Genomic DNA, 12,481 nt, shown 5'->3' on the forward strand with positions numbered 1-12,481 from the left:
ACGGCAGGAACTGATCCCCTTCTGCAGCTTGGGACTGACGGGTCTCGCGGACGAACCGTGCCACTCGGTGAGGTTCTGATGGGAGCATCATTCCGTTAGAAGTGACGTTGATCCTAAGGTCGGAAGAGCGCCTCTGACTTTTAATCAGAGGGTCCTGGGTTCGAGTCCCAGCGCGCTCACCACCTTAAACCCTTAACCGGCAAGGGTTTAGTGCTTTCGACGGATCGAGCCCCATTCTTAGCGCCCGTCTTAGGGTAACGCATGGGGTAACAAAGGGCGTCCGCTAAACATTCTTGAGTGAGCGTGCCGATTGTAACTTAGTTGCGGCGGCATTCACCACGTGAGCAGTCTGAGACTGATTCTGGCATACGGCCCGAGAACGTCGTCCCAGCTTAACGATCGCTAGATCGATCTGCAGTAAAAGGTGACCCGCAGGTCTGGAGAGATCTCCGGCCTGCGGAGTATCGTTGTTGGGGTGTGCATGGCCAATCCTTCGAAACTACTGAACGCCTATGAACGGATGGTGGCTGCGGAGGAGAAGCACCGCCTGATGCCTGAACGGCTCGTGACGCTCATTGCGGACAAACCTTGGATCAAGGCCGTGAGCAAACATTCACAAGCCCGCCAAGCCTTCCTTGAGGCAGCCGTCGATTTCTGCCGATCCGAGAAAGCGGGAGCACCCAAGAACTCCCGCAAGGCGGACGCAAAGCAGGCGCTCAGGAAAAGCGTTCAGGAAGCACACATGCTGTAAGAACTGCATCCAACTCTTGGCCACCTGCAAGCGTGCTGCAGTAAGGTCGCGTTTGGGGCAGACGTCGGTTTGATTTCTGCGTTGGTGGCCAGAGCGGACCTTCAAGGGCTCCTGCTCTACGTCCCTGCATGACCCAGAACGGACTATCAGCCTGTCCCTCCGTAATAGTGCACCAGCCTTAGTGATGGAGGTAACGCATGGGCTCCAGCCGAATGGAAGGACTGGGCTAAGGTGATGGTCTCGTGTGTTCCGGACATAGGAGAGCTACACCCGTGACGTGTCGTAGCCCTACGTCACCAGTTCGCTCGCTCTGGCGCCTGCTTGGGCACGCATTATGAGACCGGGAACGAGATTGTCACCGTCAACCCGCCATCGCTGCGTATATCAAGGTTGCCACTGATCTGCCGAATGAGAGACCGGATAAGGCCGTAACCAAGGGACCCCTCCCGAAGGCTGGACATCCCGACGCCATTGTCCTGGATCAGCAACTCGACATGCCCGGATTCTTTGCGGCGGGCCTGAACGAGGATCGTTCCCGATCTCGGGGCCGGGAACGCATACTTCACGGCATTGGTAATCAGTTCAGTCAGCACGATGCCGAGCGAGAATGCCGTGTCAGCCTCAATGAGGACGCCGTCCTCCGTGGTCCGCTCCAAACGGATGCGGTTGTCGTTCTCAGTGATGGGTTTCAGTGCTTCGCAGAGGTCCGTCACGTAGGTTGCAAGGTCCACGCGTTGAGAGCTTTCCGACTTGCTGAGCAGGTCATGAACCCGAGCCATTGCGGTAAGGCGATCCTGAGCCTCCTCAAAGAGGGCCCGTACGGCCGGGTCCGGTTGCCGGCGTCCCTGGATGGCGAGCAGTGACGCGGCAATGGCAAGGCTGTTCTTGGCCCGGTGATTGACCTCGACCAATAACATCTCCCTCTCCGAAACAAGCTTAGTCAGCCTTCCGTTGGTGGCTTCCAACTCGCGGGTTCTCGCTGCTACCCGCTCCTCCAGCTCCAGGGTCAGAGCACGAAGCCTTGCTTCGGCGTTGGAGCGCCGGGTGATGTCAAGGTAGGAGAAGAAATGATTAGTGATGCTGCCTTGGCCATCACCCAAGGGGCTGGCGAACAGCATGGCCCGAAATGGCCTGCCGTCCTTTGGATACTGAAGGCTCTCCAGCGTTTCGTTCCGCCCCTCCGCAAGCGCAGCCTGGTTGCGCCGGATAGCCTCAGGATGCGTTTCTGGGCCGTTCATGAATTGGGGAGCTTGTCCGACCAGTTCATCCACAGTGTAGCCCGATAGCTCAATGAACGCTTGGCTTGCAAAGACAATGGGACTGCCGGGCAGGGTGGCATCGGTGACGAGCATCGGGAGACGAGCCACTTGCACGGCCTCAGCGAACATCCCCCCTTGCTCACGAACCGCTTCAATGTGGCGTTCAGCCAGGGTTGGTTCGGGAGTGTCCGCGATATTCTCCTGAAACTCGTTCATTGCGATCCTCGTGGCACATGGATTTGGGAATACGAGCAGTGAGCATGTCCCGCCGCGGCAATCGCAAGAGAGGCGTGGCAAGGCCATTCCGGATGGATCGGCATGCAAGCTCTGTGCGAGTGAGCAACCAGTCTTGCCGTGCAGCAACCCACGTTACGGTCGCGCAAAGAGGGCGTCGTTCCAGTTGCGCCATGCCTCGTCCGACAGCCACTTGTAGTCCTGATCGGGCATGTGCGGGATATTCTTTACCTTCGCCTCTGGCATGGGAAGGAAGAAGCTGTCCCGCTCCTGGGATACCTTCAAGTAACGGATCGGGACAACAATGCTGTCCTTGCCAGGCGTGAAGAACCCTCCTGAGGCCACAATCGCGTAATCTCGGCGGTCTTTGGTGCCGAACACGACGTTCCGGACTTCGCCGACGATCTTATCGTCGGCACTGCGCACCTCGGCGCCGATGATCTGGTCTGCTCTCAGGCCTGGGGCAAGCTCATCAATGTTGATGAGCGGCTTGGCATCCTTGTCGGCCCGACGTCCTTGGACAGCGCCCCGTTGGATCTTTGGCTGGCGTGCTCCCATCTGCTTCTCGGCATCCTCCTCGTCGTTACCGCCCAAGGAGTTCATCGGAGGGCCAGCGAGGAGTTCACGGATGTTGCCCAGGAGGCGCTCGCAATCGTCATGACGTCCATAAGACCGGAGGGTGATTGCGGCGTCACGCAAGTTGCGCAGGTCACGAACCGTCTGGCGATTAGCCTTCCCGCGGAGCTCTGGCCTTTGCAGGATGGCTTCTTCGAGCTTGGCGTCTGCGATCTGGCAGTCAGCCATGGCCGGTGTGACGCCGAGCGTACTGAGGAGGGCGGCCACAAGGAGAATTGCTGGCGGTTTCATAGGTGGTCCGATCTATAGGAAAGTGAGCTACCAAGCCCCGGACAGTCTGTCAGACCACGTGGTAAATTCTTAATAATCAGTGAATGGCATCTCGATACTGGTGCAATCTTTGTAAGTTTGCGTCAGTTTAGCATTCCATGCGCAGCAGTGTTATGTCAGCGCTCTCAATGAGAAACGTAGTTATTAGCTAGACATCGTACACGATTTATCTGCCTCAAGACGGAGAATCGACAAACTATGATTATTTTTATATTTTATAGGCGGCCTTTAATAAGCCGCGGTCTGGCACGTATGCTCCAGCATATTAGCAGTGGAAGGATACTGAGATGAAGCCGAACACCAATGGTACTGAAGGCCAGGTGAGACAGCGCGCCTACGAGCTTTGGGAGCAGCACGGCCGGTCGGTAGGTCATGAGGCAGAGTTTTGGCGCCAAGCCGAGCGTGAGCTGAAGGGTGAAGCCAGCAGTAGTGACACCAGTAGAGGCGTCACCGCGAACGCTCCCTCCGCCAGGAGCGGCTCCGGGTCGGATGGCCCAGGCAAGGTGTGATTTCTGGAGAAGCGGCAGGCTAGGGTTGATAACCCGTCCTCATAGGCCCCCTGGAATCAAGCTAGCGATTTGAGTTCCCAGTCGTCCTAGGGATCGGATCTGATGCTCTGACAAGACGCTGAATGGAACACATAGAGCACCTGCTAGGGTCGCTTCGGGTATTTCCCTACGTTGCCGCGTTAGCCTTTGCCTCTGTGCTCCCCTTGCTCATCAGATAGGATCGTGGGCCCAAGGAATGGAGTGCCGGAAGTGGTCCGACTTGAAGGCTGCTCTCTGTGCGCCCATTTGATCGTAGCAGCCTCGGGCCCCTCTGACAGGCACTCCCATGTGGCTGTGATGTCGGACCGCATCGAGAGCACCCGGGTCTGGCCACTGCAAGACTCATTGGAGATCCGGGCTTGTCATTCTATTCTATGCCCTAGGAGGCCCGCCTATGACCAGCGCCGCCGGTATGCCGTGTCCCGTTTGTCGTGTGTCGCTCGTGATGAGTGAACGACAGGGCGTCGAGATTGACTATTGCCCGCAATGCCGGGGTGTTTGGCTCGACCGCGGGGAACTCGACAAGATTATCCAGCGAAGCGCCCAGGATGCGCCATCCGCTGCTGCCCCAGCACAGCAACCCAGCTTTCTGAACGCACAGCATCATCAGGGCCACGAGCGGAGCCACACCCAGCCGTACGGGCACGACCATCAGCACGGCCACCCCAAGCGGAAGAAGTCCTTTCTCGAAGAACTGTTCGATTGAGACGCTTCGGAGGATGAATGAGCAAGGCCCCGCAACGGGGCCTTTTGTATGTTTGGGTCAGGCGATTGGATCAATCTGCGGTGCGCCCAATGGTCTCCGCAAGGAGACGGTCTTGAAAGCCGCTGCATGTGCTATCGAAATAACCGCCATCACCGGCGCCGGACCCGTTCATGACCTCAGCCTCCCTCAAGTTCTGCGTATGCCTTGCTTTCGCACTCACTCTCGGCGGTTGTTCGACCCTCAGGGGCGTTCTCGTCCCGGTTCCTGCCGCTGCTCCGGGGGCGAGCCAAGTCGACATGATGGTTGCGACCACGCGTAGTCCTACCGAGCCCTCCGAGATGTTCTCCGGCGCCCGTGGGCCAGGCTTGGCCTTCGCCAACATCACGGTTTCGATCCCGCCGGAAAGCGCCCGCAGGGTAGGGGAGGTGCAGTGGCCGAGCCGCATTCCAGGCAGTCCTGCAACCGAGTTCGTGACGCTCAAGGCGGACGTGATCAACCAGAAGCAGGCGATGGCCTGGTTCAGTCGTGCCGTCGCCAAGGTCCCGAAGCGCCGCGTCCTCGTCTTCATCCATGGCTTCAACAACCGGTTTGATGACGCGGTCTTCCGCTTCGCCCAGATCATCCATGACTCCCGCGCACCGGTCGTTCCGGTGCTCTTCACCTGGCCGTCCCGGGGTAGTGTCCTGGCCTACGGATATGATCGTGAAAGCAGCACCTATTCCCGCAACGCGCTTGAGAACGTGCTGAAGGCCTTGGCCAAGGATCCAGCCGTGGGTGAGATCTCGATTCTGGCCCACTCGATGGGCAATGTCGTGACCCTCGAAGCCTTGCGCCAAATGGCGATCCGGGACGGCAGAGTCACTCCCAAGATCCGCAATGTCGTGCTCGCCGCGCCCGATGTCGATGTGGATCTTGCCCGGGAGGCCGTGAGCAACATGGGCCCCAACCGCCCGAACGTCACGCTTCTCGTGTCCCAGGACGACCGAGCTCTCGCCATATCGAGCCGGGTGTGGGGCGGTTCTGTCAGGCTGGGGGCCATCGACCCAGATCAGGAACCCTACCGAACTGATCTGCGCCAATCGAACATCACGGTTCTCAACCTCACCAAGCTGAACTCCGGCGATATCCTGAACCATGGCAAGTTTGCAGAAAGCCCTGAGGTCGTTCAGATCATCGGTCGGCAGCTTGCGGGGGGGCAGGTCCTGACCGACTCCCGGGTTGGCGTGGGCGATGTGATCATCGGTGCCACCACCGGCCTGGCGTCTTCGGTCGGAAGGGCGGCAGGGGTTGTTGTTGCGGCACCGGTTGCCATTGTCGATCCTCGGACAAGAGAAAGCCTGGTCGGGCACGTGCAGGAGTTAAGGCAAACGCTTCCTGTGACGCCAATGCCCTGACGTTCCTTTTCGCTCGTGCCGGCGCTCCCGTCACTGTGGCGCAGCAACTCGGAACGAGCGCGTCCGCTCCATGCCACCCCAGCCGCGGGTGATCGCCGCTTGGAGTGCTGCCCGGCTGCGCTCCGCGATTATCCCCGTTCGTGCTGCACCGCCAAACTTTTGAGCGCCATGTCAGCTCCGGCAGATTATGGTTGGACAATCCTGGCCATCATGAAGATTAATTCAGAAGAATGGATTTTTGACTTTGTGGGTGCGTTAGAATTCAAGGTGATTACTGATGTTATTTAAGATGCCGTCAAGAGGAACAAATGATCCGCTTATCGGTTAAGCTTTAGAGTGGACGTTGCGGCCTGATGCTGCAATTGTTTTTCTGGAGTTTGATTATGTTTAATAAAATAATTTTCACTGGCGCGCTTCTTGTAATACTCGCACCGGCCGCTGCGTTCGCGCAGACGAACGCTCCTGGTGGTGCCGCATCGGGTGCAGTGACTGGCGCAGTCGGCGGCGCTATCGTGGGTGGCCCGATTGGTGCGGCCGTTGGCGCAGTGGGCGGCGCTTTCGTCGGAGGGATCATCGGAGACCAGCAGCCGCAATTCCGTCAGCATGTAGTGACGCAGGTACCTCAGTCCTATCGCTACGAGTCAGACATCCGCGTTGGCGCTGTTCTCCCTGAGACTGGCGTAAACTATTATGAAGTTCCTGCGGAGTATAACGTGCCTGGTTATCGTTACACTTATGTGAACCAGACCCCAGTTCTCGTAGATCCTCGCACTCGTCAGATCGTGCAGATCATTCAATAATCATTGACTGCGGCATGGCTAAGGGCGGCTGTTGAGCCGCCCTTAGCCATGTCGGCCATGCGTTCGTCCATTGCCATTGCAACACACTGAACGCCGCGATCTCTTCAGTCGGCCTGTCTCCCATGAAATCGCGCGTTGTCAGTGTGCCGACCTCAGGCGTGCGACGCGCCGACGTGATCCGCCATATTGGCGCCCCGAGACCCGAGCGGGCTAGATGGGCCCTCCGTGCTGTCTTTGGCAGTCTGGTGCTCCATCTCAGCGTTGAGCTCAGCGCCAAGCAGAACAATCACCACGGACAGCCAGATCCAGACCATGAAGCCGACACCCGCACCGAGCGAGCCGTAGGTCTTGTTGTAGCTGTCGAAGTTGGCGACATACCAGGAGAACAGCATCGACGCCCCGAGCCAGAGCCCAGCTGCCATGACGCTACCCCAGGTCACCCAGCGCCACTTGGCGTCCTCGCGGCTAGGACCGTAGCGGTAGATCATAGCCAGCCACGCACAAACGATGATGAGAAGTACGGGCCAGCGCAGGACGGCCAGGAACTGTTCGGCTGGCGTCACAAAGCCCATGAAGCTAAAGATAATGGGCGCGACCACCACCGTGCCGATGGCCGCCATGACGACACTGATCATGCCGAGGGTGAACAGGAACGTGGTAGAATAGAACTGAAGCAGGCTCCGCTTCTCCTTCTCGCCATAGACCACGTTGAGAGCATCGAAGAGGGCTGCAACTCCCGAATTCGCACTCCAGAGCGCCACCAGAAAACCTATTGTGAAGGCAAGACTAAGTGCGTCGCTGTCCTGGGTGATGATCAGGGTGATCTGCTCTCCGATGAGCTCCAGCACGCCGCCGGGCAGAATCCCGGCGAGAAGCGAAAGATGGCCCCGGATCGTGCTGGTGTCGGCAAAGAGCCCGTAGAGCGATACGACTGTGGCAATCGCCGGGAAGACGGCGAGCAGGGCGAAGAACGCGACCCCTCCCGAAGTGGACAGGATGCGGTCGTCCGGAATCGACCAGAACACGCGCCAGAGAATATCCTTCCAGCCGCGCGTCGGAATGTCCGTGGGTGTAATGGCCTCCCGTCCTCGGCCCGGCTCACCAGCGCGGGTTAAATCGTCTGATCGCCCGCCGGAGCTGGCCTCCTCGCCGACATGGGAGCGCCAGTCCTCAGCGTGTTCAGTCGCTGCATGGTCATTCATGAGGCACCGTGCCTGTCCCTCTCAAATGACCTGAAGTAGAAGAGGAGTGGAAGATACGATGATAGTGGACCTCGACAGAGATCGCTGAGCAGAGCGAGGCAGTACCCTCCAAACAGGACAGCATCATGCAGCGCTTGCCGTGGTCACGGCTTGTGACGATCCAATTGTGTCTCGTCTGGCGAGCTCAATGCACAGGGCTGTAGCTGCACGCAATGTCGAAGCGACAAGATCCGCCCGTGCGGCCTCACGGAGGCCCTCGGCAATTGTGGCATCGGCAACCCAGCATCCCAGCAGGATCTTCGCCTGTGGCATCCTCCGGCGCAGGCGACGCACCGCATAGCGCATGTGCGCCGGGCTGCCGGCGTCGAGAAAGGACAGGCAAACCACGGCAGTGTCCGCAGCCTCAAGCCGAGAGATCGATTGGACTGACAGCGAGGCTGCGCCTTCGACGCGTGCGTTGAGCCCATGCTTTGTCAGGAGTTGCGCCAGCATCAGGGCGGCCGCCTCATCGACCGGACTTTGGCCGGCAATGCACAGGATCGGCGTCTCACCCGTGAAGCGGGGCTCAAGATCCTCCCGCGCCAGAACGGGAAGATCGGCGGTTCCAAGCCCTTCCGCGCTGGCGTCGACGGCGGCCGCTGCCTCCGGATCAACCGTCCGACCGGATGTCGGCTCCTGATCCGGGTGATCGGACAGGTCGTCCACCAACTCCTCGACCGTGCCCCTCATGCGTTCCAGGCGCGCTTCGTCAAGGACGCCGCGAAGCGCATCGGCCCGGGCGAGCCGCAATCCCGCCAGAGCGACCTCATCGTAGTAGACGGAAAGCGAGCGCTCCTTCAGGAACTCTTCCGCGACATCAGCCGCCTCCGCCGGATCGCCGGCCAGCATGCGCTGGTAGAAGATCTCCGGCGGCGAAAGCGCCGGGCGGTCGCCCAGCATAACGTCCAGGAACTCGAGCCGCTCGACATGCCGGCCGAGTACGACCAGGCACACCGTCAGAGGGGTTGCGAGCACCAATCCAATCGGACCCCAGAGCCAAGTCCAGAACGTCGCCGCGACGACGACCGCCACCGGAGACAGTCCCGTGCTGTGCCCATAAACCAGGGGCTCGACCACGTGGCCCGCCACTGGCTCCATGACGATGAACAGCGCAGCAGTCATCAGCAGCATCGACCAGCCAGGGTCGACGGCCGCCGCCAGCGCGAGCGGGAAGGCGGCCGAGATGAAAGCGCCGATATAGGGCACAAAGCGCAGGATTGCCGCGAGGATGCCCCAGAGAACCGGACTTGGCACGCCGATGAAGAACAGGCCCACACCAATGACGACGCCAAAGGCCGCGTTCAGGGCCAGTTGCGTCAGGAACAGCTTGCTCAAGCGGCCTGCAGCATCGTCGAGGGCGGCAGTCGTCTTCTGGAGATCGTGCGAGCCCGCAAGGCGGATCAGGCGGTTCCGTAGATCCTCACGTTGCAGCAGGATGAAGATCACAAAGATGATCACGATCCCGGTGGTCGCAAGGGGGTGAATGAGCGGGGTAATGAAGGCTCCCAGGGTTTGAAGAGCACCGGGGTCGGGCTGGCGCACTTCGACCGGGATAGGCTTCACCTCGCCCGAGGGCGCGGTGCTTGGCGTCAACGGGTTAGCCGGCCGGGCAGCGTCAGTCTGCGGCCTGTCGAGTTCCTTGCCGAGATCCTGCAATATGTCCGCAGCGCGCTCCAGGGCGCTGCTGCCCGCAGTGGACCCGCGCAGGGATTGCACCTTCTCGCGCATCGTGAGCTGATACCGCGGCAAGTCTCCGGCGAGTTGGGTGACCTGCGTCGCCATTACGGTGGCGAGTGCGGTAATCCCAGCAAAGGCGACAAAGACGACCCCGACAACTGCGAGAGCACGGGGCACGTGGAGTTTCTGCAGGAGCCGGATCAAAGGTGCCAACACGAAGCTCAGGAGGATCGCAAGAGCCACCGGAACGAAGACTTCCCGGCCAACGAACAGGCCTGCAATGACGAGGGCGATCATGCCGACGACGCCGATGCCGCCCGTTGAGGGCTCCGAGGCATACAGGTCCCGCTCGGAACTCTTTCGCTTTAGGACAGACATTGATGGGGGTTCCTAGGCCGCCTGGAGTCAAGAGCTTCAATCCGGCGCTTAACAATAACGCGTACAGAGCTGTTTCGATCCTGAGTCCGGTCATTGACAGTCGGAAGCGACCGACCCGCGTTCGCCGAGGGGTGTTTTGTTAGCGCTACTCTTATGTTCCAAAGGACGTTGACCACGAATGTGACATCGTGAAATTGAGAAAACCTGTGACAGATAACTCCGACGCTGCCTGCCCCGTGCCGCTTTCAAGTCTGGGATGGTCTGATTTCTTCGAGGATCAGCTTGAGCCCCATGAGGCAGATCTCGCCCCATATCGTATTGCCACGGTTCACCGCGCCCGCCTGACTGCCATATCCCGAACCGGGCCAGTCGGTCTGACACTTCCGGTTCACAGCCAGACCGGCGACTTTGCCGTGGGGGATTGGGTGATTGCCGACCCTCAAACCCAGCTGCTTCATCGCCGACTGATCCGCAAGACAGTGCTGGAGCGTCGCACCGAAGGCAGCAAGACCCCGCAGCTCGCTGGTGCCAATGTCGATACGCTGTTCATCGTCACCTCATGCAATGCTGATTTCAACCCCGCCCGGCTGGAGCGCTATCTGGCACTGGCGAATGAGGCTGGAACTAATCCGGTCATCCTGCTGACCAAAGCTGACACGGCGGCAGATGCGCAGGCTTATGAACAGCAGGCCATGGCGCTGCAACGTGGGCTGGCCGTCGTGATTTTAAACCCCCGATCCGGAGATGCCGCAGCTGCTTTAGCCCCGTGGTGCGGTGTGGGGCAGACAGTGGCGATGGTCGGATCCTCAGGTGTCGGCAAATCGACGTTGGTGAACACTCTAGCAGGCCCGACGCAGGAACTGGCCCAGCAAACGGGGGGAATTCGCGAACACGACGCCAAGGGACGTCACACTACAACCTCCCGCTCGCTTCATGCCATTGCAGGTGGCGGATGGGTGATTGACACGCCGGGCATGCGCACGCTCCGTATCAGCGATGCGGCTTTTGGCATTGAGACCCTGTTCGCCGAAATTTCCGAGCTTGCCCCTCTCTGCCGGTTCAGCGACTGCACTCACGCCCACGAACCCGGCTGCGCCGTCCAAGGAGCCATCGCCGCAGGTGTGCTGGACCCGGAGCGTCTGACCCGTTGGCGTAAGCTGGTTGAGGAAAGCAGTAACACGTCGACCTACAGCGGGTCGCGTGGCGGCAGTGCCACTGCTGGTCGAAGTAAGAGGCGCTGAACGACGACTGGTCGAGCTGCTCACCTACGCACCATATCGATCGCTAGTTGATAGATTTGGCCACACTGGACCCGACACAGAGGTAGCATCGCAACAGATCCCACGGTGCTCTTTGTTCGGCTCCTAGCGATCATCCTCCCTCTTTCTTGGCTAGCGCCATTATGCTGCGGGCTCTGCTTGTCTTGTTGCCAGCCAGATCGTCGATAAATGCTGCCGCCCATCGTGAAACATCGGTAGCTCGCGGAACCTTCAACATCGCCTGCCAGCGGGCGACCCGCTCCTCTTGGCTCATGTGCAGCGCCTGCTGAATGGCCTCTGCCACTTCGACCTTGTCGTTGGGGTTGACGATGAGTGCGTCAGTGAGCTCCTCGGCAGCTCCGGCAAACTTCGACAGAATGAGAACACCGGGATCCTGCGGATCCTGAGCTGCCACGTATTCTTTGGCCACAAGGTTCATCCCATCCCGTATGGGGGTTACAAGTCCAACCCGGGCCAGCCGATAAAGGCCAGCAAGGACTGCGCGTGAATAGGAGCTGGTCACGTAGTGGATCGGCACCCAGCCTGGCTCACCCAAGGAGCCGTTAATCCGCCCCAGCGTCTCATTCACGGCTCGGCTGAGGGTCGCGTACTCGGGCACTTCGCTGCGGCTGGTTGGGGCGATCTGCAGATAGGTTACCTGCCCCCGCTGCTCCGGATGGCTGACCAGAAAGCGCTCGAACGCTTCCATGCGCTCAGGGATGCCTTTTGAGTAATCCAGCCGATCAACCCCGATGATCAGGTTGCGGGACCCCAGGCCAGTGATCGTCTGCTTCAGAATCCGGCTTGACCCAGAGCGTTGGGCTGCTTGCTGGAACCCATTCACGTCAATGCCGATCGGGTTGCTTTTGATGCGGACACGTCGGCTTCCCACCTCGAGACGATCGGCCCTGCGGTGGATTGCGCCAAGTTCCTGGACGAGGCTGCGTCTGAGGTTGTCGGCATCGCGCTCTGTCTGCACACCTACAAGATCATAGTCCGGGATGACGCGCAGGAGCTCTGTACTGCCTGGAAGAGCTCCAAACACTTCGGGAGCCGGCCAGGGGATGTGGTGAAAGTACCCGATGGGGTTGGTTATGCCCACAGCCCGCAGTTCGCTCGCGAGCGGGATGAGGTGATAGTCGTGAACCCAGACGAGATCGTCGGGCTGGATCAGATGCGCCAGGGCACTGGCGAAACTGCGGTTCACCCGCAAGTACCCTGCGTAGTCAGCCCGCGAGAACTCGGACAAACTGCGCATTCCAGGGATGGTGATCGGTAGTTCCACGCGACCGTGATCACTCGTTCGGGTGATCGTGATCACCGTCAGC

General features: G+C 59.9%; 11 protein-coding genes. 6 read left to right on the forward strand and 5 right to left on the reverse strand.

Annotated features, from left to right (window positions below):
• Positions 1-481: 481 nt before the first annotated feature.
• Complete coding sequence (locus ILT44_RS28215; protein WP_204242936.1) at positions 482-751, forward strand: hypothetical protein; 270 nt, start codon at positions 482-484, stop codon at positions 749-751.
• A gap of 332 nt (positions 752-1,083) precedes the next feature.
• On the opposite strand, the gene ILT44_RS28220 is transcribed toward ILT44_RS28215, so the two are convergent.
• Together ILT44_RS28220 and ILT44_RS28225 are read right to left on the reverse strand one after the other, a co-directional pair.
• Positions 1,084-2,226, reverse strand: a complete 1,143-nt coding sequence (locus ILT44_RS28220; RefSeq protein ID WP_204242937.1) for a sensor histidine kinase — start codon at positions 2,224-2,226, stop codon at positions 1,084-1,086.
• Positions 2,227-2,379: 153 nt separating this feature from the next.
• Positions 2,380-3,111 (reverse strand): PRC-barrel domain-containing protein, encoded by a 732-nt coding sequence (locus ILT44_RS28225; protein WP_204242938.1) that lies wholly within the window; start codon positions 3,109-3,111, stop codon positions 2,380-2,382.
• Positions 3,112-3,437: 326 nt separating this feature from the next.
• Here ILT44_RS28225 and ILT44_RS28230 point away from each other — a divergent pair, with 326 nt between their 5' ends.
• The 4 genes from ILT44_RS28230 to ILT44_RS28245 all read left to right on the forward strand — a co-directional run bounded on the left by ILT44_RS28230 (position 3,438) and on the right by ILT44_RS28245 (position 6,598).
• Positions 3,438-3,659 (forward strand): DUF2934 domain-containing protein, encoded by a 222-nt coding sequence (locus tag ILT44_RS28230; RefSeq protein WP_204242939.1) that lies wholly within the window; start codon positions 3,438-3,440, stop codon positions 3,657-3,659.
• Between the two features lie 433 nt (positions 3,660-4,092).
• Complete coding sequence (locus tag ILT44_RS28235; RefSeq protein WP_204242940.1) at positions 4,093-4,404, forward strand: TFIIB-type zinc ribbon-containing protein; 312 nt, start codon at positions 4,093-4,095, stop codon at positions 4,402-4,404.
• A gap of 170 nt (positions 4,405-4,574) precedes the next feature.
• Positions 4,575-5,798 carry an alpha/beta hydrolase gene (locus ILT44_RS28240; protein ID WP_204242941.1) on the forward strand — a complete coding sequence of 408 codons (1,224 nt, stop codon included), beginning with the start codon at positions 4,575-4,577 and terminating at the stop codon, positions 5,796-5,798.
• 383 nt (positions 5,799-6,181) lie between these two features.
• The gene (locus ILT44_RS28245; protein ID WP_239468598.1) at positions 6,182-6,598 is read left to right on the forward strand and encodes a DUF1236 domain-containing protein; all 417 of its coding nucleotides are present in this window, start codon (positions 6,182-6,184) and stop codon (positions 6,596-6,598) included.
• 152 nt (positions 6,599-6,750) lie between these two features.
• Here ILT44_RS28245 and ILT44_RS28250 read toward each other — a convergent pair whose 3' ends face one another.
• Both ILT44_RS28250 and ILT44_RS28255 read right to left on the reverse strand, forming a co-directional pair.
• On the reverse strand, positions 6,751-7,800 hold the full coding sequence (locus ILT44_RS28250; RefSeq protein ID WP_204242943.1) for a YihY/virulence factor BrkB family protein: 1,050 nt from the start codon (positions 7,798-7,800) through the stop codon (positions 6,751-6,753).
• Between the two features lie 123 nt (positions 7,801-7,923).
• Complete coding sequence (locus ILT44_RS28255; protein WP_372441277.1) at positions 7,924-9,813, reverse strand: AI-2E family transporter; 1,890 nt, start codon at positions 9,811-9,813, stop codon at positions 7,924-7,926.
• Positions 9,814-10,088: 275 nt separating this feature from the next.
• On the opposite strand from ILT44_RS28255, the gene rsgA reads away from it, so the two are divergent.
• A complete protein-coding gene (rsgA, locus tag ILT44_RS28260; protein WP_239468599.1) occupies positions 10,089-11,135 on the forward strand; it encodes a ribosome small subunit-dependent GTPase A in 1,047 nt (348 codons plus the stop codon).
• 130 nt (positions 11,136-11,265) lie between these two features.
• Here rsgA and ILT44_RS28265 read toward each other — a convergent pair.
• On the reverse strand, positions 11,266-12,481 hold a 1,216-nt coding region (locus tag ILT44_RS28265; RefSeq protein WP_204242946.1), incomplete at its 5' end, for an alpha,alpha-trehalose-phosphate synthase (UDP-forming).

The organism is Microvirga arvi, from assembly GCF_016892765.1.
Classification (GTDB): domain Bacteria; phylum Pseudomonadota; class Alphaproteobacteria; order Rhizobiales; family Beijerinckiaceae; genus Microvirga; species Microvirga arvi.